At 49.9% G+C, this 23,626-nt stretch carries 12 protein-coding genes; all 12 read left to right on the top strand.

Annotated features, from left to right (window positions below; all coding sequences use genetic code 11):
* Positions 1-3 precede the first annotated feature (3 nt).
* The 12 genes from IEV98_RS09580 (at position 4) to IEV98_RS09635 (ending at position 23,615) form a co-directional block, all read left to right on the top strand.
* Entirely contained in the window at positions 4-1,821 is a 1,818-nt protein-coding gene (locus tag IEV98_RS09580) for a purple acid phosphatase family protein (RefSeq protein ID WP_188505621.1), read from the top strand.
* Between the two features lie 27 nt (positions 1,822-1,848).
* The gene (locus tag IEV98_RS09585; protein ID WP_188505622.1) at positions 1,849-3,027 is read left to right on the top strand and encodes a sialidase family protein; all 1,179 of its coding nucleotides are present in this window, start codon (positions 1,849-1,851) and stop codon (positions 3,025-3,027) included.
* A gap of 43 nt (positions 3,028-3,070) precedes the next feature.
* Positions 3,071-5,320 carry a hypothetical protein gene (locus IEV98_RS09590; protein ID WP_188505623.1) on the top strand — a complete coding sequence of 750 codons (2,250 nt, stop codon included), beginning with the start codon at positions 3,071-3,073 and terminating at the stop codon, positions 5,318-5,320.
* Positions 5,321-5,579: 259 nt separating this feature from the next.
* Positions 5,580-6,662, top strand: a complete 1,083-nt coding sequence (locus IEV98_RS09595; RefSeq protein WP_188505624.1) for an acyltransferase family protein — start codon at positions 5,580-5,582, stop codon at positions 6,660-6,662.
* 87 nt (positions 6,663-6,749) lie between these two features.
* Positions 6,750-10,142 carry a SusC/RagA family TonB-linked outer membrane protein gene (locus IEV98_RS09600; RefSeq protein WP_188505625.1) on the top strand — a complete coding sequence of 1,131 codons (3,393 nt, stop codon included), beginning with the start codon at positions 6,750-6,752 and terminating at the stop codon, positions 10,140-10,142.
* Positions 10,143-10,154: 12 nt separating this feature from the next.
* Complete coding sequence (locus IEV98_RS09605) at positions 10,155-11,825, top strand: SusD/RagB family nutrient-binding outer membrane lipoprotein (RefSeq protein WP_188505626.1); 1,671 nt, start codon at positions 10,155-10,157, stop codon at positions 11,823-11,825.
* On the top strand, positions 11,792-13,159 hold the full coding sequence (locus IEV98_RS09610; protein WP_229738649.1) for a hypothetical protein: 1,368 nt from the start codon (positions 11,792-11,794) through the stop codon (positions 13,157-13,159). The genes IEV98_RS09605 and IEV98_RS09610 overlap by 34 nt, the downstream gene beginning before the upstream one ends.
* Before the next feature lie 29 nt (positions 13,160-13,188).
* The gene (locus tag IEV98_RS09615) at positions 13,189-14,556 is read left to right on the top strand and encodes a PhoPQ-activated pathogenicity-related family protein (RefSeq protein WP_188505627.1); all 1,368 of its coding nucleotides are present in this window, start codon (positions 13,189-13,191) and stop codon (positions 14,554-14,556) included.
* Positions 14,557-14,957: 401 nt separating this feature from the next.
* Positions 14,958-16,325 carry a DegT/DnrJ/EryC1/StrS family aminotransferase gene (locus tag IEV98_RS09620; RefSeq protein ID WP_188505628.1) on the top strand — a complete coding sequence of 456 codons (1,368 nt, stop codon included), beginning with the start codon at positions 14,958-14,960 and terminating at the stop codon, positions 16,323-16,325.
* The gene (locus IEV98_RS09625; RefSeq protein WP_188505629.1) at positions 16,322-17,695 is read left to right on the top strand and encodes a hypothetical protein; all 1,374 of its coding nucleotides are present in this window, start codon (positions 16,322-16,324) and stop codon (positions 17,693-17,695) included. The genes IEV98_RS09620 and IEV98_RS09625 overlap by 4 nt, the downstream gene beginning before the upstream one ends.
* 32 nt (positions 17,696-17,727) lie before the next feature.
* Positions 17,728-19,473: an amidohydrolase family protein gene (locus IEV98_RS09630; protein ID WP_188505630.1), complete on the top strand. Its 1,746-nt coding sequence runs from the start codon at positions 17,728-17,730 to the stop codon at positions 19,471-19,473.
* Positions 19,470-23,615, top strand: coding sequence for an alpha/beta fold hydrolase (locus tag IEV98_RS09635; protein WP_188505631.1), 4,146 nt, complete (start codon positions 19,470-19,472; stop codon positions 23,613-23,615). The genes IEV98_RS09630 and IEV98_RS09635 overlap by 4 nt, the downstream gene beginning before the upstream one ends.
* The last annotated feature ends 11 nt before the right edge of the window (positions 23,616-23,626 follow it).

Raw genomic sequence — 23,626 nt, forward strand, 5'->3', positions numbered from 1 at the left:
GTTATGAAAAGAACAGGCCTTGATAAGATCAGATTCGTAGCATCGCTGGGCAACCGCACGCTATGGGTAATCGCCGCTTGGGGAGCAATAAGCCTATCAGGGTGTGCCCAACGGCACGGGCTGCGCCATGATTCGGTAGCGGGTGTGATGGGAACTGTGGTCACACGGTTGTATGATCAGCTGACTCCTGCGCAACTCGATACGTTAAGTGATGCGTTTATACTTGGATTTATCTCGCCAGAGGAGAAAGCGACCCTCGCCACTGCGTATTGGAGGTTTGAGGTGAATGTGCCCGTTGTGGTATCCGTGATGCGGGACAGTGCGCAACAAAAGGTGCCTTTCTGGTTGGCAGACGAAGGGTTTGAAAAAACCGGGCTCACGGTACGTAATGAATTATATACGTATGAAGTCTGGCAGAAAGAATTCACCGCAGGTGAAGTGGGACTGGGTATCAATGGGTTCGATAAGCATCGTCCGGTCTACTTCGTCAGTGTAGCTCCGGTAGATGCAGCCGATCCGCTTAAAATCCGCGCGATTTTTCCGCGCGAGCAGGTGATTAGTGTGCTGGATACCGGTGCATTCACCTATTTCGATTGGGATGGGTTGGTATTGAAAGAAGTGCCCCCTAGCTTGCGTGGCCAACACCTGCTGCCCACTATACGTGGTCGTGCGCGGGAGGCACATGTAGTTGGGGGGTTCCGGTACACGGACTTCCCATCGGGAATCCTGCCTGACCAGATTACCCTGACATTGCCCGAAGATCCAGCGACCGGGGCAATCGTACAATGGCGTTGCGACCGCACGGTGAGCCATTCATGGATAACCTATTGGCCCATGAACACCTCGGATACCGTCAGGATTGAGGCCAGGCGTGAACTGTTGGAAGATCGGCAGTTGCAGAATGACCGGTATGTAAGCCGGTTCATCGCCAGGGTAACGGATTTGAAGCCGGGAATGACCTACCGCTACGTGGTAGGTCACGACGGTGGCGTCTCCGATACGTTGCATTTTAAGACGGCGGATGCGGACAATCGTTTTGCTTTTACGTGGTTTGGCGACATACACAACGATGAAAAATGGGGGTCGGTACTGCAAAGAGCTTCGAATAAGTACCCGCAAACGGCATTTTATGTGGCGGCCGGCGACCTCGTCAACACGGGTCTGCACGGCGACGATTGGGATGCATTTTTCGGCTATTCCGGCGGCGTGTTTGGCCATACGCCATTGATGGCTGTGCCGGGCAACCACGACAGCCAGGATGGTCTGGGCGCATCGCGCTACCAGAGCGTGCTTGCCTTTCCAGACAATGGCCCTGCTGGCCTACCGTCCGGCCTTACGTATGCATTTCGGTACGAGCATGCACTGTTCCTCATGATCGACGTAGTCAGTTTCCCCGTTTCAAAACAAAAGGACTGGATTGCTCGCCAACTAGCTGCTTCAGATGCAACCTGGAAGTTTGTCGTCTTCCATTTTCCGCCGTATACATCGGAAGAGCCATACCCCGATATTGTAAAGGAATGGGTGCCGTTATTTGATGAACACCATGTGGACATCGTAATGAACGGCCATTTCCATTACTACCTGCGCACAGATGCGCTGAAGGGCGGTATGGCTCAGCAAGACCTAACCGGAGGCACAACCTACATCATGTCGGTTGGTACACGCGGCAAAAACGAATCGGGTACGGTCGAACCCTATGCGGCAAAGCGCATAAACGAGGGGCACCTGTACCAGCACATCCGAATAGATGACCGTAAGCTCGCCTATGTTTGCGTTGATTCGGTCGGCGACATACGGGACAGTTTTGAAATCCATAAGTAACGTATTGTAGACCCAAATTATTGACTAATGATGAAAAGATTGACGATGACACTTGGCTGCCTGCTCGCCGGCTTTATCTTAGCCAATGGGCAGCTGACCGCTTCCCGTATACAGGTGGTCGATTCGAGCTTGGTGTTTCCTTTGCAGACACAGCACGTACATGGGAGCAGCATCGTGCAATTGCCCGGTGGCGATTTGCTGATGGCATGGTTCCAAGGTAGCGGTGAGCGCAGCGCAGACGACGTACGGATTATGGGGGCGCGACTGGATAAGGGGCATGAGCAATGGAGTCGTCCCTTTGAGCTGGCGGATACCCCCCATCTGCCGGATTGCAATCCGGTGCTTTTTATGGTGGGGGATAAGCTGTTTCTGGTATGGATAGCCGTACAAGCCAATAAATGGGAGCATTCCATCTTGCGGTTGCGTTCTACCGACACATATGATGCCGAGGGACCCCCGACGTGGCAATGGCAGGATAATATTTTCCTGAAACCGGATGAACAGTTTGCTGAGGAGGTCGCGGCAAGGTTCAAGGAATTGCCCGCGTCGCATGCCGGCTGGTCCGAATATGCACCCCGCTACGACCAGTTGATTGTTGAAGCCGGTAAGGATATTACAAAGCGCAGTGCGGGATGGATGACCCGCATCAAACCGATTATTACTGTCGATGGCCAAATCCTTTTGCCGATCTATTCCGATGGCTTCAACTTCTCCATGCTCGCGATTTCCAATGACGGGGGAGTTTCTTGGCGACCCAGCCTGCCGATCGTAGGAAGAGGGCCTATCCAACCGGCGTTGGCTCAACGCAAGGATGGCAGTATTGTCGCTTATATGCGAGATAGTGGTGATGCACCGACACGGGTGCAGGTGAGCGAGTCGAAAGACGGCGGCCGGAGTTGGACGGCAGCCCGTAAATCCGATATTCCTAATGGCGCCAGTGTAGATGTGGTGGTGCTGACAGACGGCAGATGGGCTATGTTGGGTAATGATGTGGATGATGGACGGTATCGGTTGAGCTTATACCTTTCTGAAGACGAGGGAAAAACATGGCCTGTAAAGCATTCCATTGAATATGATCCTTCCAAATCAGGGCGATATTCCTACCCATCACTGATCCAAGGGAAGGATGGGCTGCTCCATATGAGCTACTCCTTCCACCTGGGCAATGACAGAAAAGCGATTAAGCATGTCGTGGTAAAACCCTAGGGGATTATTAAGATCGTAGTAATTTTTAATTATAGCTCAATTGATGAAAAAGATGAAACGTCACATACTCGTTGTATTATCGTGCACACTTTGGATGTATGCATGCGATAAACCAGGACAGCAGAAGGACGTAACCTACGCCGATAGTGGCTTCATACAGGATTACAGCGTGAAATATCCTTTTGATGGGGACGGCGTACGACTGCTGAGGGTACGGGCCGACCGTGATGGAAAAGTACAGTTGTTGGCGTCTGATGGTCTCAAGCACCTAAGCGAGGGGCGGTTCCTCCATCCGGGCAGTGTGGTAACCGACAATACCTACCGGTTTATGTCGGCAAAGACGATCGTGGACATGGTGCTTTGCCAGGGCGAGTTTGTTTATCTCGATCAGCAGGTTGTCTTTAGCAATGCATGGTCTGGGAGATTGTTTGTTGAACATCAGCTAGCAGAACCCACGGCCTTTGCTGCCAACGATGCGCAGGAGTTCTTGGTTACCGACGGGAGCGCTTTACATTTCATCCGGAATGGTGCGGTGTTGTGGAAAGGCCAGATACCCGGAAAGGGCATCGTGCAATTGGTAAATCATCCCGAAGACCGCACACGCTTCTTTTTACTTGCTCCGGATGCCGTGTACCGTTTTATCACCACGACTAACGCATTGGAGAAAATTTATGGCGGTGACGGTTTGATGTCCTTCGACGTTGATGCCCGCCACAACCAACTGGTTGTAGGCACTTCCGATGGTTATTTCCGTTGCGATCCGGAACAGGGCAAGGTGGTAGGAGAAATCGAAAAGAAGTTGCCGTGGACAGAAATTACAGCCGTCAAAGTAATCGATGGCGATCCATGGTTTGGTACACCGAAAGGAGCATTCGTGATCAAGCAAGACAGTAGCATCGCCTATTACGCCGGTGAACGATGGTTGCCGGGAGACCAAGTGGTTGATGTGGCAATAGGACCGGACTCTTCGGTGTTGCTACTGACGGATAGTGGGCTCGGTGTTATCCACTTCACGGCAATGACCTTGCACGAGAAAGCGATGTACTATGAACAACAGGTGCGAGAAAGGCATATCCGGAATGGTTTCAACGCAACACTCGTGGGTATGCAAAACGGTGACCTGAGCACCGGATACCTGGGAGATTCCGACAATGACGGGTTGTGGACTTCACTCTATCTGGCAGCGGAGGCTTTTCGCTATGCGACCACAGGTGAGCAACAGGCATTGGACCATTGCATGGAATCCCTTGACGCCATGGCCCGGCTCTATGACATTAATCCGGTGGCCGGCTTTCCCGCCCGTTCTTTTGAACGGCGGGGAATGGGCGATACACGCGATGTGCTTTCCGATCCGGAGCGGTGGCAGCTTGCCGAACAACCCGATTGGTTTTGGAAGGCCACGACCAGCAGCGATGAAGCCATCGGACACATCTTTGCATTCGGAGTAGTCGCCGAGTTGGTAGATCATCAGGAAACACGTGAAAAAGCCATCCAGCTTATTGATACCCTGATGGGGCATATCGTTAAGCACAACCTTTATCTGGTGGATTATGATGGACAGCCCACTACCTGGGGTCGATGGAATCCGGAGTATGTCAATGCCTTTCCAACGAACGTAGGGGATCGCAAACTGAACGCATCAAATATCATCGGCATGCTTCAGACCGCATACTATTTTACTGAAAAACCCTTGTACAGAGAAACAGCGTTTGATCTGATGGAAAACCACGGCTACCTCGAAAACCTTCTGCGGCCGATGGAGGAGATCGGAAAAGCACCGGACGGTGCAGATGACTGGAGCCAGATGCTATCTAGCGCATGGAATCATTCGGATGACGAGATGTATTTCGCAGGCTATTGGGGGCTATATCGCTATGCGTTCAATGACACATTAAAGGCTAAATATGGTATAGCAATCCGTGATCACTGGGAAGCCGAACGACCGGAAAAGGAAGGAGCATGGAATATTTTTACGGCGATTACGGGTGCTGACGATATTGACTTGGATGAAGCCGTATGGTACCTGAAGGAATATCCGCTTGATCTTGTGCAATGGAAAGTAACGAATTCACATCGGAAAGACATCGAACCATTGGCCCCCAATTTCCGGGGACAAACCATCGCGGAAGTGCTACCGCCGGATGAACTCAAGATATCGCGACACAACGCCAACCGGTTTACGCTGGACGGCGGGAATAACGGTGCCGCAGAAAACAGTGCAGGCGATACCTGGCTGTTCCCGTATTGGATGGGCAGGTATCTGGGGGTTATCGGAGCACCCGTAAGCGAATAATTGCCGGGCGGATGGCATAAATAAATTCATCATTTGTTAATGTAAGGATTACTTATTTGTAATCCTTTTTACATTCTGTAAATCAGCATATTGATGGCTTGTGAACATGCTAACATGCAATATGCAAATGATAATATTGTACAAAGAAAGTAAGCGTACGCCACCTATCTTTGAGTAGTTGAAGCATAGTGATTGCTTTTCAGCAACAACGAAGCGTAGCATGCTCTGACACTAACCAGATACTAGCAAAACGAGAGCGATGATACAAAAGAAGACGGTTCAGCGATTAGTTTCTTTGGATGCTTTCCGAGGGTTTACGGTAGCAGCAATGATTATTGTGAACACCCCCGGATCATGGGACCATGTATTTGCACCACTGCTGCATGCGTCATGGCATGGGATTACGCCTACCGATTGTGTTTTCCCGTTCTTTATTTTCATCGTTGGTATTTCCATCACCTTGTCCTATCGCAAGATGATGGCAGGCGGCCAATCTAAAAGCAAACTGATCGGAAAAACGATAAAACGAGCCATCCTGATTTTTCTCATCGGCATATTCCTCGGCCTCTTCCCTGATTTTAATTTTGCAGAAATACGATTGCCGGGGGTATTGCAACGCATCGCGGTTGTATTCCTGGTGTGCGCCCTACTGTTCCTATATACCACATGGAAGCAACAGGCGGTAATTGGGAGCATGGTGCTCCTATTGTATTGGGGTGCACTGTTATTTGTGCCTGTACCAGGCGTTGGATCAGGTGTGTTGGAGCCGGGACGTAACCTAGCTGCCTGGATCGATGAGTTGTTTATTCCTGGCAGAATGTGGCAAGGTACGTGGGATCCCGAGGGCATCTTAAGCACATTTCCGGCCATTGCGACGGGGATTTCGGGTATGCTGGTAGGTAAGCTATTGGCTAATGATGGTATATCCCGTGAGCGGCAGGTGCTTTGGCTTTACCTGATCGGATTGCTTGCCTTTCTGTTTGGATCGGCGTGGGGATGGGTCTTCCCGATCAACAAGAACCTGTGGACAAGTTCTTATGTGCTCTACACTTCCGGGTTAGCTGCCCTGGTATTTGCGTCGCTGTTTTTTGTCATCGAAATACTGGGGGCCAGTGCTTGGGCAAAATTTGGTGTAGTTTTCGGCGCCAATGCCATTACTGCTTACGTGATCGGGGGGGTACTGCCCGAATTGTTGGGGCCACTGAATACGTGGTATATTGATCATGTAGTTGTTGGCAATTGGGCGAACGTAGCATCATTGCTATGGGCGGTCGGTATCTGTTTATTGTGTTATGTACCCGTGTATTGGCTGTACCGGAAGAAAATCTTTATTAAAATCTAACAACAACTTAAAGGGACAAAGCTTTTTTTGCACTGTTTAACTATTTCAACGCGTAATGAGTAATCGAGTAAACCAAAATGTATTGTTATGAAACTAAAAAAATCTACAATTAGAAAAAAATGGCTCGGGGCTTTGTTCTCCCTTGTTATTTGCTTATTGACGCAGCTGGATGCACAGGCGCAAGGCCAGGTGAATGTATCTGGTGTTGTCTCCGGACCGGACGGGAATCCGATAGCCGGGGTAACGGTCAGCCTGGAGGGGACCAATAGCGCCGTGGCCACCGACGATGCGGGTCGGTATACCCTCAATAATGTTGCTTCAAGCGGAACATTGGTTTTTCAGGCAGTAGGTTATGAAACGACATCCATCATGATCGGTGGCAAGACCACCATCAATATCGAGTTGATACCGGGACAGGAAGCACTGGATGAAGTGGTGGTAACCGCTTTGGGTATCAAGCGGGAAGAACGGTCGCTGGGATATTCCGTGGGCAAGGTCGATGGTGCCGAGCTATCGCGTGTAGCCAATGAAAACGTACTGAGCGGCATGGCCGGGAAAGTACCCGGCGTAGCGATCAGCTCGACGGGCGGTACCGGATCTTCCGTAAGTATGGTCATCCGCGGAGCCACGTCGTTGAGCAGCGATAACCAGCCGCTGTTCGTGGTAGACGGTGTGCCTATCGCCAACACCCTCAACAATGTCTCGCAGATCGGCCGGGATAACAAGGTTGATTATGGTAATGCGATTTCCAGCTTGAATCCCGATGATATTGAAAGTGTATCCATTTTGAAAGGACCGAGTGCGGCAGCGCTGTATGGTTCACGTGCAGGCAATGGGGTAGTGTTAATCACCACGAAATCAGGGGCCTCTGTTAATAAAATGACGGTATCCGTAAATAGCAATACCGTGTTCGATATGCCGTATAGGTATCTGGATATGCATAGCCAGTTTGCTACCGGCGTCTTTCCATTTACTCCTGATTTCAATCCATTCCCAGGTGGCGTATTGCAGATCGAGGAAGGTTCTGCCGGTGGTGTCGGGCCCGAACTTGATAAAGGATACAAAGCCATCCAATGGAATAGCCCATTAGACGAAAACGGTAATCCCATTCCCACGGAACTGCGGTCGTATCCAGATAATGTGAAGAATTTTGTCAAAACAGGGATTACTACGACCAACGGGATATCTATTGCAAACAACACCGATCGAATGAATTATCGGATATCTTATTCGAATATGACCAATCGTGGTATCGTCCCGAATACGGACCTTTCGCGTAATTCAATTAACATGAATTCGACCTTGAAGCTGCATCCGAATTTCTCCGTTTCTTCTAATATCGATTATAGCCGGAACGGCTCGAATAACCGGCCGGCAACGAACCGCGGTGCGAATCCACTGCAATGGGCATATGGGGTTTCCCCACACGTCAACATCCTGGATCTGAAAAACTACTGGGTTGACGGCAGCGAGCAGATTCAGCAGCTTTCGCCGGCTCCCGATGATAAGAATAATCCATACTTCCTGGCATACGGCGTGAGTAATAGTTTCATCCGAGATCGCGTGTTCGGAAATGTGCGTGCAGACTGGCAGATTACCCCCCATTTGGATTTGATGGCCCGTTACGCAGTTGATATTTACCAAGAGGAGCGAGAGTCGAAGATTCCTTACAGCTATACCGAAGATGCCCGTGGAGCTTATGGCCTCATCAATCTGCACAGGCAGGAACAAAATATCGATTTCTTAGCGACGTACAAACAAGGTTTTAATTGGGTGGATCTATCTGTGTCGGCAGGTGGAAACACGCGCTACGTACGCAACCGTGATGTAAGCAATGCCAGTAAGGACAACTCGGGATTGATTGTCCCCGGCTTATACACGCTGTCCAATATCGGTCCATCGGGATTGAATTATGGCAGTTACCTTGCCGAAAAATCGGTGAATAGCGTTTATGGAGTACTCAATGTCGGATTTAACAATATGGTTTACCTCGACGTAACAGCTCGGAACGATTGGTCGAGTACCTTGCCCGAAAGCAATCGCTCGTATTTCTATCCATCGGCCTCCCTGAGTGTGCTGTTAGATGAAGTATTCAATCTGCCACAGCAAGTCAATCTGTTCAAACTTCGCGGGGGCATTGCCCGCGCGGGTAACGATACAGGTCCCTATAATTTACTCAATGTATTGGCAAATGCCGGTGCTTGGAGCGATATAACCCGATTAACAAAACAGGGGAGTTTGAAGCTGCCTGGTCTGAAGCCGGAAATTGCAACCTCCTACGAGTATGGTGTCGACGTGGGCCTTTGGGATAACCGCCTGCGCTTTGAGGGAACCTATTATCGGGTAGATAACGAAAACCAGATTATTTCCATCAAGCTGCCGGGATCCAGTGGATTTACCTCGAGGAATATCAATGCCGGACTGCTACGGAGCAAAGGATTTGAACTTATGGTAGGTGGTACACCGGTATTGACCAACGACTGGCGGTGGGATATCAACGTAAACTGGTACCGCAATCGCACACGGATTATGGAATTAGCAGAGGGGCAGGATTTCTATGATCTGTGGGGCGATGCCAAAGGTGGGGCGCGGACGTATGTGGGACAGGAGATCGGCGATTTGTACGACGCGAAGCTAGTAACGGTGGAAGATCAAAGCTCACCGTATTACGGTTGGCCAATATTGGATGAACAAGGCTCTTGGCAGGCAGTCAGTATGAATAATACCGATAACAAAGTCGGCAACTTCAACCCGGATTTCACGATGGGTGTGATGTCGTCACTGAGTTACAAGCGTTTTTCGCTGAATTTCGCGCTGGATATGCGCTTTGGGGGAGACTTTGTTTCTCAGACTTACCGCTACGGAGAGTCCGACCTGCGTACGCAACGTTTCTTGGACAACCTGATCAATCCAAATGGGATGACAGGCGAGGCGTTGAGGAATTATTTAACTGAAAATGATTTAATTGTAGTCCGTGGTAATCGCTTTAATATTGTTGGTGGACCCACTCAGGAGATGGGCGGTTTTCCCTTTAGCTACGAAGGTCAGTCGTTCCCCTATGGTGGAGTGTTCAATCCGGGAGTGATCGCCCAATACGACGATGACGGCAATATTGTTGGTTACACTGAAAATCTGGGGGGTGCGGGCACCCAATACATCCCGTATAGCGACAACTATCCCTGGGATTTCATGCGAGCGGCGATGTTCGATGCATCGTATGTCAAGTTGAGGGAAATCTCGTTGGGGTATGATTTGCCTACGAATTTTGTCCGCAGGTTGGGTATCAGTAACGCGAATATCGCCATATATAGTAGAAATATTATCCTGTGGACGAAATCGAAGATTGGCATCGACCCGGAAACGGCATTTCAGCAGGAAACTGGTGCGCAGGCAGGAAGCCAGTTCAAACAAGGAATTGAACGCTATAACGTAACCCCATGGGTGATTCCGGTTGGTTTTAAATTGGGTGTTAACTTCTAAATCGAGGAAACCATGAAAGCGATAAATAAGATCGAACGTATGATAACAGGGAAAACAATGGTATGGGGAATCTGTGTTGGGCTACTGCTTTTCAGCGCGTGCAAGGACCTTACCGAAATAAATATCGATCCGAATGGGGTTGGGGAAGAGGAGGTAAATCCGAATCTTATTCTTCCCACGGTACTGACTGAAAGTGCCAAGTTATACTTGAACCTAGGCTACCAAGACATCGCCGGTGTCGTGCAGCATACGCAAAAGGACGCGTGGTTTGAAGACCACAACGATTACGATTGGGGTGGTGACCAAAACTGGAACGGCTACTATGATGTGTTACGTAACAACGCATTGCTCCAAAAGCGTGCAGCTGAAGAGGGCTGGGAATTTCATCAGGGCGTGGCGCTGGTGATGCGCGCGTTTATGTTCGGGTTGATTACCGATCTTTGGGGGGATGCGCCATACACTGATGCATTGAAGGGGGAGGAAGGCGGAACGGAATACTTATTTCCAAAATTTGATACGCAAGAGTCGATTTATACCGGGATTATCGGTGAACTGGAGCAGGCGAATGGGCTGTTGTCCAAATCGTCTTCGGACTACGTAGGGATTAATAGCGATGCGGACGTTTATTATGGTGGCAACCCTGCGCAATGGCGTAAATTTGCCAACTCGCTGCTGCTCCGCTACTATATGCGTATTTCGGATAAGATGCCGGATATGGCAAGGACGGGCATCGAGAAAATTGCCGGAAATCCCGCACAATATCCGATTATTGTTGATGCTGGGGACGATGCTGTATTGGCATTCGAGGGGACCTCATCGGTCGATTCATGGCCAAACAACCTCAAATTTGACGATACGGGCGGAAGTAACTTCCGACGTGTGAAGATGTGCGCAACATTAGTCGATCAACTGCAAGCACTCAGCGATCCGAGATTGCCTATATGGGCCAACAGGGTTGAGGTTTCCATGAAAGTCGATCCCAATTTGCCGGCAGGTACCGATAAAATAGAAGACGGTGTACGTTATCTTTCCCCAGACAAAGTGGGTAGTGCAATAGTCGATCAGGATCCCGATTATGTGGGTTTACCGCCAAGCTTTTCGGCACTACCCTCGAGCTATAATCTCAACCCGACCCCTGGTCAGACTTCTTATAATCCTCACGTATCGTTCCTGAACGATAGCTATAAAGAAGCGTCCGGACCATTGTTGAAAGCACGTCTTTTGTCGGCTGCAGAGGTACACTTCATTCTGGCTGAGGCCTCGCTGAAGGGCTGGGCAACCGGCAACACCCAAGAACACTACAATCATGGCGTCGAGCAGTCATTGAAAGCTTGGATGCTTGGAGATACCTACCAAGGCTACATTGATAACATAGGCGTAGCCTACGATGGATCGCTGGAACAGATCATGGAACAAAAGTGGATCGCTAGTTGGACAGCGGCTACCGAGGCATGGTTCGATTTTCGCCGAACGGGATATCCAGCTTTGAAAGCAGGACCGGTTGCGAAACGCGGTGTGCTCCCCGTGCGTTTTTATTACATGCAGGATGAATTGAACATCAACCGCCAAAATGCGGACCAAGCGTTGGAACGTTTGGAAGTGACGGCTTATTCGCAGGCCGACAACAAGAATAGTGCCTGGTCTAAGCCATGGCTGCTGCAAGGCACCGGAAAACCCTGGTAAATGGAAACGAGGTGAAATTGAAAAAGAAATGTAACAACAAACAAGCAGCTTTTTATAAAAGCTGCTTGTTGTGTTTTGGATACAGCTTAAGGGGACTTCTCCTTGCATTTGTCCTTCTGCCAGCAGTTTCCGTTGCCTACGGGCAGTCTTTTCGTGCCGGAGCAGCGATAAGGGTCATTACCCCGGATCCCCTTTTGCCTGTTTCCGGAGGTGTAGGCTCCCCCCGACCAGCCCATATACAAAAAGGAGACTTGTTTGTACGTGCATTGGTACTTGAGTCCAGCGGAACACGAATTGCTTTTGTCAGTATCGACAACTTGGGTTGGCCTGCTGTATTGGGTGACCGCGCGCGCGCAATGATTACCGGTATTCCTCCGGAGAACATCCTCATTGGGGCAACCCATACACACAGCGCTCCTGATGCTTATGGGTTCCCTGATGAGCATGGGGTACATCATGCCGATTTAGCGTACCTCGATTTTTGTGTCCGGCAGATGGCAGATGCGGTCAATGAAGCGGTAAGAAAACTGGAGCCGGCCACGTTGAAAGTTGCTATGGGAGCCGCGAATGGACGCATCGCCTTCAATTACTATGCGGAGGAGCTGTACGATCCGCGTTGCAGCGTTATGCAGGCTGTTGCCATGAACGGTAACGTCATCGCCACCTTGGTCAACTATGCCGTGCATCCAGAGACGATTGGCTCCAAACGAGGCGTGCTAAGCCCAGATCTTTGCGGACCGTTATATGAACGCATTGAAGACCGTGTAGGCGGTGTGGCCCTATTTATGAATGGGGCGTTGGGTGGCATGGTTACGGCAGACAACCGTCAGGCTAAGTCGGAAGAGACCTCAGAACTTTGGGCAGAATGTGTCCGGATCGGTACATTGCTTGCTGATGAAGCCATCAGATTGATACACGACGGGCAGGTGGTGACAGATCCCGAGCTAAGGTGCCTATCGAAGCAAGTCACTTTCCCGGTTGAAACCGCTGTGATGCAATATATTTTGAACCAATCACCCCTCAGCTACCCTTCACCGGCACCAAATCAAATCACGACACGTATCAATGCCGTGAAGGTTGGACCCGCGACAATATTGACTATTCCCGGGGAAGCATTACCCAATATCGGATATTACCTGAAACGAAAAATGAAGTCGGATTATCCCTTCCTTTTTGGGCTCACCAATGATGCATTCGGTTATATGCTGACAAAAGTTGACTTCGATAGTTTCCAACGATATGCTTACATCACACGTACCAGTCTCGGGGAAATGACCGGGGAAATTTATATCGATGAGGCACTGGCCTTGGTAGCAGCGCTTTATCACGAATGATTGACGATGAACTGACTAGTTGAAGAAATATGAAAAAAGTCTTATTGAGCTTTTTGTGGGTAGGCAGTTTGTGTCTTTCCGTTGGCTACGGGCAGACTGCAACGGATGAAGTTACCCCGGAAGACGCACTGTACCACTACCTAGGGATGAACGATGGTTCTTACGCTTGGGAATTGAAGGACGTTATCAAGGAAGGACCGATTACGGCTTACGACATTGCATTGACGTCGCAAACATGGCATGGTCATGTTTGGAAACACCAATTAACCGTTATTGTTCCTAAAAAGGTGAAGCGTTCAACTGCCCTGCTTTTTATTGATGGTGGGAGCGTGGATAGCCTGGGCGAACCCAACTGGCGAGATCCGCGGAAAAATGGTGTTGTCCGGGCAGTGGGTCGGATTGCAATGGAAAACAAGGCCATTACAGCCGTCCTCAAGCAAGTACCTATGCAACCACTGTACGGCGGCAGACGCGAAGATGCATTGATTTCGATGACGTTGCATAATTACCAGCAAGATAACGATTACACGTGGCCACTCTTGTTTCCAATGACCAAAAGTGCGCTCCGAGCGATGGATGCCATACAGGAATTCACGGCGCGCGAGTTACATCAGAAAGTAGCGGATTTCGTCGTCGCAGGCGCATCTAAGCGTGGATGGACGACTTGGCTGACGGGCGCATCCGGGGATAAGCGGGTGAAGGCAATCGCTCCGATTGTCATTGATGTGGTGAATATGCCGGCTAATCTTAGTTACCAGATAGCGGCTTATGAAGAATATAGCGAGGAGATAAAGGACTATACTGATTTGGGTATTCCTCAGGGGATGGGCACGGAATCAGGGCGGAATATCGTAACGATGGTCGATCCCTATTCCTATCGATCGAAACTGACCATGCCCAAGATGATTTTCAATGGTACCAATGACCCGTATTGGGTCGTGGATGCCATTAAGCATTACTTAGACAGCATTCCGGGGCAGAACCTGTTGCATTATGTGCCCAATGCTGGGCATGATCTCGGCGATGGGAAGCAAGCCTTTCGGGCATTGGGGGCATTCTTTGGATTTACTGCACGCGGGGAGCCTTATCCATTGACCAAATGGAAAACCTCGATACGCGATGGGAAGGTATTCGTCGATATCGAAGCGACGCCGAAACACTTGGAGGGCGTGCGATTGTGGTCCGCCCACTCCGAAGACCGGGATTTTAGGGATGAATCTTGGTCGTCGTCCGATCTTCGTGCCGACGGCAGAACGTCATCCATATCTACATCGGTTTCCTTGCCTAACCAAGGATATAAAGCGTTTTACCTCGACTTAATTTACAAGGACCTAAAGGGTAACGATTACAGTCAGAGTACCCGCGTATTTGTTTTAGACAGAAATGCGATATTATAATAGAACGGACCGGTCCTATTCGCTATGTCTCATCTAATTTTATGATCAAATAGTCGATCTCGTTAGCAAAACCAATGGTTGGCGATTCTTCCGTTGAGAACGCATTATAGCCGAAAATTTAAAGGTCGATAGTGACAAACCGAAATAAAAAACTTAGAAAAAGCTTTTTTATTTAAAATTTGCATATATATTTGCGTTTATATAATGTTATAAACCGCATATTTGTTGAGGTAAGTGGGTAAATATTGGGCGCAGGCAATTCAATTATCTTGTCGTTTAATTTTCATGTATCTCATTTTATATAATTTAGATGAACCGCCCACTACCTATCGATGGACTGACAGAGGTGCCGAGTTAGGTGAGGTTTTAAATTATTAAATCTGCAAACAAATAAATTAGCTATGGATAAAGAAACATGGAGCCGCAGACGGTTTATCGGACAGGCCGGGATTGGTGTTGCCACTGCGATGACAGCAGGTGCACTGGAGTCGTTGGCGGGAGTAACGTTAACGTACCCGAATGATGGTAAACTAGCTTTATTGGGCGGCAAAGCCATTCGCGAAGGCAAATCTTGGCCGGCTTGGCCGCATGTGGATGATAACGTCATTAGCAAGATCGTTGAAACAACGAAAAGCGGCAAATGGAGCCGGATACAATCGGCCCAAGGTACGGTAGCTACCTTTGAAAAAGCGTTTTCGGGGCTTATCGGATCCGACTTCTGTGTGGCCACGGGATCGGGTACACAAGCCCTCAGCACATGTGTGGAAGCATTGAATATTGGCCCCGGTGATGAGGTGATTACCTCACCATATACCGATTTCGGTACGATATCAGCGATACTGACCAGCCGGGCGCTCCCCGTTTTGGTCGATTTGGATTCGGAATCGTTCCAGCTCGATCCTGATGAAGTGGAAAAACACATTACCCCGAATACCAAGGCGATCATGCCGGTACACATCATGGGATTACCGGCAAATATGGAGCGGATCATGGCGATTGCGAAGAAGCATGGACTATTGGTCATCGAAGATGCATGCCAAGCACCGTTTTCGAGATACCAAGGTAAACCGGTTGGGGTAATCGGTGATCTAGGTTGCTTCAGCTTCCAGGCGAGTAAAGCTATTGCCTGTGGCGAAGGTGGAGCAGTGGTGGGCAACAACCAAGCGATGATGGAGGAGTGTTTCACCGTACAAAATCGTGGAGCCTCTCGGGCCGGGAAAAACGAAAGGATTGGGCCAAAATACCGCATGAATGAGTTTGAGGGGGCGATCTTGATGGGACAATTGGACGAAGCGAAGAGCCGTTTCGAGACTCGTGACGCAAACGCCAAATACCTTAGCGAAAAGCTAATGGCTATTCCCGGCCTAACACCTCAGAAGCAATATGAGGGCACGGAAAGTGGCTCGTACTACAACTATGCCATGAAATATGATAGCGAGGAGTTTGGCGGTGTGGATCGCGCACAGTTTTTGAAAGCTATACAAGCCGAAGGGGTTCCCTTCACCTCATACATCCGCGAAGGCTTACATCGCGCACCCTGGGTCGATACGATTCTGAACCAACAGGTCTATAAGCGATTCTATACCGAGCAGCGACTGCGCAGCTATCGCGAATCAATGAACCTGCCGAAATGCGATGAAATAACGGATAGAACCTTGGTGGCATTTTGGGGTTCGGCCGTGCTTTTGGGAGGCAGGGAGGACATGGACGATATCGTGAATGCGGTTACCAAAGTTTACGAAAACAGAAGCTCATTGAAAAGTGTATGAGAAAATACAACCATAAGTGCATCGTTATTTCGGGATTACTCGTTCTGATGGTTGCTTTCGGCCAGCCGTTGAGTGCGCAGGAAGACCCCGGGTCTGTAAACATCCACGTTTTTGATGTAGATGCCACGCCACCGGTAGGCAGTTACCTGACCTATGACCGCATGACACATACCTGGGATATGGGGCTTCGTGCCAAGGGGATTGTTATCTGTGGATCCGGGGACCCGATTGTGCTATGCTCGGTCGACTGGATTGGTATCGCAAACGAAGGACAGGATGAATTCAAACGTGTTTTGGCAGAAGCTGCGGGCACCGTGCCTGATCGGGTGGCTGTACATACGGTACACCAACACGATGCGCCAACCTGTGATTTTGGAGCCGAGGCGCTGTTGTTGAGTAAAGGAATGGACCCCATTAATTTTGATGGATCCTTCGCTCGAGCGTTATTGGTAGATCTGGATAGTGCGGTCCGGCACGCGATGACGCAGCCCAAGCGTGTAACGCATATCGGCCTAGGAACATCACAGGTAGAGAAAGTGGCTTCTAATCGCCGGATATTAGACCGGGATGGCAAGGCCACGATCGGCCGCACTTCTGCTACCCGCGATCCAAAGATCAGGGCGTACCCCGAGGGATTGATCGATCCCGATGTATCGCTGATCAGTTTCTGGGAGGATGATAAACCTGTTGCTGTCCTGAGTTATTATGCCGTTCATCCACAAAGTTATTACCGGACGGGCAATGCGAATCCGGATTTCCCGGGAATCGCTAGGTTCTTGCGCCAAATGAAGGTGCCTGAAGCGCTTCACATCCATTTCAATGGCGCGGGTGGCGATATTACCGCGGGGAAGTACAACGATGGGTCGCCTGAAAAGAGGTGGGTGCTTGCCAGCCGCCTTGCTGCGGGAATGGAAGGAGCTTGGGAAAACACGTCGAAGTATCCGCTGGCTCCCAGTGATATTGACTGGGCGACCGAGCCCCTTCACCTGCCCATTTCGCAAGATGCAATCCAGTTGGAACAGGAATTGGCCGATCACAATCCGATTTATTTGGCCAATAATGTCTACAAATTGGTCTTGCATAAACGGCAATCCAAGGGAAAGTTCATCGCCTTGTCGTGTTTGAAACTTGGGCGTGCACGCATCCTGCATTTGCCTGGTGAACCTTTAATTGCATTTCAACTTGCGGCAAAAAAGATGCGAAAGGATTTGTTTGTTGCCGTAGCGGGCTATGGCGACTACGCGCCAGGATACATTTGTCCGGCAGCAGCGTACGAAGAGGGCGGCTACGAAGCCGGCCCGGCCTCCGGGGTCACCGCCGAAGCAGAAGGAATAGTGCTTGCGGCCATGAAAAAGCTGCTTGCGGATTAATTCACCTAACACTAAAGATACACGAGAAGCTCATGAACAACCAATCAAGAAGAGATTTTATCAAGCGAAGTGCGTTAGGCGGTATGACGCTTGCACTAGCGGGTACGTTACCATCGTTTTCATGGGGCGCTGATGAGCAGCCGCTTATATTTTTTGATGGATTTACGAATATCGGTCCGAAACGAGGTAAACATCCGGCAGAGCGTTGGAGCCTGAAACACCTGGTCGATGAGATGGAGCATTGTTCGATATCCGGAGCATTGGTGGCTTCGGTTCTTTCTGTGACCTATGACCCGATGTATTCCAACCTGGACTTAAGTAGCCGATTGAAGCCGTATCCCCATCTTTTTGCGATATGGAATTTGATGCCCGCCAATACGGATGAGTTTCCTGCTCCCAAAGAATTGGGTGCATTGATGCAAGAACATGACGTGCGCGCGGTGACTGTACATCCGACAGGCAATAATTGGGACTGGAAAACCCCAGAGGCTATAGCGCTTTTTGGCTGGCTGATGGAAAATCGCATTTTGACGATTATCCGACCCGAGGAATTTGGCGGATTGGGTGGCGTTAAAGAGCTGCTGAATACGTATAAAGACCTCCCTGTACTGCTTATAGGCGTGTATTGGTCCTTCCAACGGACGATTCTTCCGATGTTGTCAGCGTTTAAGAATCTTCACATCAGCTTTGAAAATTTTCAGATTAATGAAGGGTTGGAATCGTTGTATCATGACGGATATATCGATCAGCTTGTTTTTGTATCCAATGCTCCAACGATGTCTGCAGGAGCACATCGAACCTATGTGGACTATGCTGACATACCCCGAGAAGCCCGTGAAAAGGTTGCCGGCGGTAACCTGAGTAGGCTATTGCGCGGCCTGCGTCCTCCGGCTGCTCGGGAAAATAGCCAGGAAGATATGCTGATGCGCGCCATACGGCATGGAAAGCCTGTACCCGCACCCATCATCGATATGCATATGCACATCCTGCATGAGGGCCTAAATGGGACCGGTTGGCATTACCGAATGTACCATGGGGGGCCTAGCGGTGTTTTTAAATTGACAAAACGGTTGGGATATGTGGGCGGAGGGATCATGAGTTGGAATGGTGTAGTGAGTGTTGATTCGGCAAATGGCAATGTAACGGCAACCGAGGCCTTGGATGCGGCGCCTGAAGGATATTGGGGGTTGGCTAACTTCGATCCAGCGCATTATTCCCAAGCGGAATTGAAGAAGATGATTCCGGAAGTGTATAAAGATAAACGGTTCATTGGCATGAAGCCTTACCTTCACTATGGTATCCCATACAATGACCCATCCTATGATGTCTGGTGGAAATACGGAAATGAACATCACTTATATGGCTTGCTGCACAGCACACGTCCGGATTTGCAGGAAATAGAGACACTCGCGCCGAAGTACCCGAATGTTCGCTGGGTGATCGCACATGCGGGAAGCAACTTCAAAATGGCCGATATGGCTATTGCGGCGATGAAAAAGTATCCCAACATTTATGCGGAGATTACCTTAACGCCGGTACAGTTGGGCATCGTCGAATACCTTGTGGAAGGTGCTGGCGAAGACCGCATCATGTATGGGTCCGACCTGCCCATGCGCGACCCGCGGCAACAGCTCGGATGGGTGGTGTTTTCAAGCCTGCCATTAGCAGTAAAAAGAAAGGTACTGGGTGAAAATGTGCGCCATGTCATCCAGCCGAATCTGGATAGCATGCCGGTGTATAATATTCCCGAAATCTTCAGAAAGTACCGGAAAACATGATCGTGTTCAATAGGCTCTTTGCGATTAGGATTTCTTTGGCAGTAGTTGCGTTGGGCATGTCCTGCCTGCCGTCGTCAGCCCAGCAGCATAGCGGCTTTATGCTACCGTCGTTCAAGCAAGAACCGCCGCGTGTTGCACAGTATCCCTTGAAAACAGATCGGTTGTTTTATAGCGATAGCGATATCGAGATAGCCCGCAGGAACATTACAGCCAATACCGGAGCAAAGCGCATTGCCAATGATATTATCAACGCCGCCGACTATTGGGTGGGTTGGGAGGACCAAGCCATTCTCGACCTGATGGCTGATGCCCGGGTTCCCCGAGCATTTGACCTGAATGCAACCGGGTGTCCTATCCACGGAGCGGAAGTGTTCAACAAAGGAGGTGCCTATCCATGGATTGTTGACCCAAAGCATCCTTTTCAGGTGAAGTGCCCGATCGGTAGCGAAGTGTTCCCTGCCAATGATTACGCCACATACTACAAAAGTGGATCTATCGAGAAATCAACCAGCGACACCTCATACGTAGATGAAGGCTGGGGTTGGGTGGCGCCCGACGGCGAACGATACTGGTTTGTCGCTTATGCGAATCACTGGGTGTGGCATAGGCATGTCATGCCCGGAATCCTGAATCTCGCTCGGGCATACCAGCTGACGGGAAATACTGCCTACGCGCATAAGGCAGCTTTGATGCTGCATCGGGTGGCCGAAGTATATCCTTCTATGAATTACGAAGAGCAATCAAGATATGGTCTGATGATGAAGGCCCGTAACTCGGTATATCGCGGAAAGATTGTGAACGCGATTTGGGAAACTTTTTTGGTCCTCACCGGTGCAGAAGCCTATGATGCGGTTTGGGGTAGTATCGATGATAATCTCGCCCTACAGCAACACCTGGGTAAGACGGGCCAAGAAATCAGGGCATACATCGAAGCCAACTATTTGGAGGAAGCATTGCGTGCATTTGAGGCTAATAAGGTCCTTGGCAATTTTGGTATGCACCAGAGCGCGGTTCTGGCTGTCGGTCTTGCCCGGCAGCATGCAGACCTGGGTAAATATATACATTTACTGCTGGAAGACCCCGGTGAGACCCGGAGTAAAATGGGGATAAATTACGCGCTCTACAATCAGGTGTTTAGGGACGGTTTTCCGTTGGAATCTCCCCAATATAACTCGCTTTGGATCCGTTACCTTGCTGTGATGGCCAATTTTCTCCGTAAGCAAGGAGTGGATTTATACAAGAGTCCGAAATTAAAACACATACTGGATGCGCCAATTCAATCGCTGGCCATCGGTCGGTATACACCGGCTCTTGGAGATGGTAGCGATGTGCTGGGAGATATAACCGGTCAGAATTCGGAAACCTACCAGGCTGCATATTCGGCTTGGGGCGACTCTACTTATATCGCTTGGCTTAACCAATCGGAAGACGAATATTTTACGACCTATGAGTCGCTGTTTCGGACGCCGGTGGGCAGGGAAAACACCACCTCCGAGGGCCGACTACTGCCGCCAGCTGGTTCCCGTCTTTTTGCAGGGTATGGGCTGGGCATATTGAATGACCGCGCCGACGAAACAGCGTTAGCGATTAAATATGGAATGCATTATGCTCACTACCATTGGGATTTTTTGAATTTTGAGTTGTTTGCCAATGGGCAGAAAATGATGCCCGACCTGGGTTACCCGGATGCCATGAATAATTATGTGCGGGGAATTTATACCTGGTCGAAGAACACGGTGTCTCACAACACCGTGGTGGTTGACAAAATCCGGCAGAACAGTAATCGGCCGGGTGTACTTCATCACTTTTCTGAAGGTGATTTTGTGCAAAGCATCGATGTGGAATCAAAAGCCTACCAGCACGTCAACCAATACCGCCGGAACCTGGTCTTGGTGAGCGGGAATGAGAATGAACGATACGTGGTCGATTTTTTCCACCTGCAAGGGGGGGGACAGCACGACTATTCCCTGCATGGTCCTCCAGGCGAGGCAAGCTTTTCCAGTGGTAGCTGGAGTGCCATTCAGCCCGGCACGTTTGCCGGTCCCGATGTAGAACTCGGGCAAATCTATGACAATGACCTGCTCGAAAAAAGCGGGGATTCCATCGGGTATAGTGGCTATGGAGGGTCGGGCTTCCAACATCTTTTCAATGTACGGCGCTTGGATCAAGGCAAGCCCATCCTAGCCTTCAAGCATATCAATGATTCCAGCGCGCAGCTGCGGATTCACGTGATGCCTTCCGAAGGGCAAACCGTATACACGGCCGACGCGTATGATAAACCAAGGGCTAAGAACCACCTGTTGAAATACATGCTGGCAACGCGGAAATCCGTTGATTCGAAACCACTTAGCAGTACATTCGTGGGGGTTTTTGAGACCTTCAACGCTGATCCTTTTATATTGTCTGTTAAGCAGGTCGATCCAGACAGTGGGCATGGGACTGCGATTGCTGTATCCCGCAGCGGAGCGCTTGACCTGATCATCCGCGATACATTGAATTCGACCAAGGTTTTTCAGCACTATGGTATAAAGACCGACGCCAATACGGCGGTAATTACGTTGGATAGCAATCATATCCCGCAGCGGGTTTATTTCACGGACGGTACCTTTCTGGATGTGAATGGCAGGGTGTTCGAAAGCCATCCCATCCAAGGAACTGTGCTGCAGGTCAATCTCGAGCATAATGAAATGACCGTGGCGCTGGATTCAATTGAGTCTGGTGCTGCCAGAAATTCCCTGTCCGGCGTTTTCCATTTAACCAATGCTTACCGTACGACGGTGCATCCAGCTACAGCGGTTTTCGAGTCCGAAAGCATCATGCGTCTAAAGCTGAAAGATGACCTATTGGTGGGGTATTTCGGTGTAGCGGGCCTAGACGGGAAAGACATCACCACAGACAGCGAGCTGAACTTCCACCAGCACTATGCTGGCACGGCAATGTTGACCGAGACGCATGAGTACATCGCGCAAGTAGTGAAAGCGGATAGAAAAAAGGTCTTTACCGACCAACCGGATCATGCAAAATTAACAAAAGGTGATAAGGTTTGGTTGACAAATGCCTGGAAAGGTGATCGGGTAACATTCAAGACAGTATTTTCATGGCGTAAAGAAAACGACGAGCGTCTGTCCAAACTGCTCGCATATACGGATGAGAAAGGGCGCGAGCGAAAGGTGCAGACGCTCGCAGATTGGCAAAAAAAACGGGACCAAGTACTGGCTGGTATGCAGTTGGTGATGGGTGATTTGCCTGATACCTCCGGACTAGGTGTGCCGCAGGTGCAGGTTATTTCGCAGGAAAAGCGCGCGGGTTATACCCGGTTCAATATTCGATACCTAGCAGCACCGGATGAGTGGGTGTCTGCTTTTCTGTACGTCCCCAAATCGTCAGGGAAAAAGAAACAGCACCCAGCAATGCTGGTATTGCATAGCACCGGCGGTGCCGGCAAGGGAATTGTGGATGGGGAAGGCAAATTGCCGAATAGGGCATATGCCAAAGAACTGGCCGAAAAGGGTTACGTCGTTATCGCTCCTGACTATCCCAGTTTTGGAGATCTGAAAGATTACGATTTTTCAGCAGATCGGTATGCATCGGGCACGATGAAAGCCATATTCAATCATATCCGTGCGATAGACCTCTTAGTGGCAAGGACGGATGTTGATGCCAACCGGATTGGCGTAATAGGCCATTCATTAGGAGGGCACAACGCAATCTTCGTTGGCGGTTTCGATGAACGGCTAAAAGTGGTTGTTTCCAGTTGCGGTTGGACGCTTTTTGACCATTACGATATCGGTGAGGCGGGGACCAAAGCCTACGGGGGTAAGCTGGGGCCATGGGCGCAGGATCGGTACATGCCATTGCTCCGCCAACGATACGGTCTCGAGCCCGCCCGCGTGCCGTTTGATTTCGACGAAGCGATCGCCGCCATAGCCCCGCGAGCGTTCTATTCCAATTCTCCGGTTGGCGATCAAAATTTCGCGATTGAAGGAGTGACGGCGGGCATTGCATACGTTGGGGAGGTCTACCAGTTCCTCGGAGCTGGGGCGTATCTTCACGTGGCTTATCCCGAAGCCGGGCATGATTTTCCTTATGAAACACGAATGGAAGCTTATGCATTCATCGATCGTATATTGAATACTAACTAGTTTGACTGAAT

The sequence above is a fragment of the Parapedobacter pyrenivorans genome, assembly GCF_014636865.1.
In the GTDB taxonomy this organism is placed as follows: domain Bacteria; phylum Bacteroidota; class Bacteroidia; order Sphingobacteriales; family Sphingobacteriaceae; genus Parapedobacter; species Parapedobacter pyrenivorans.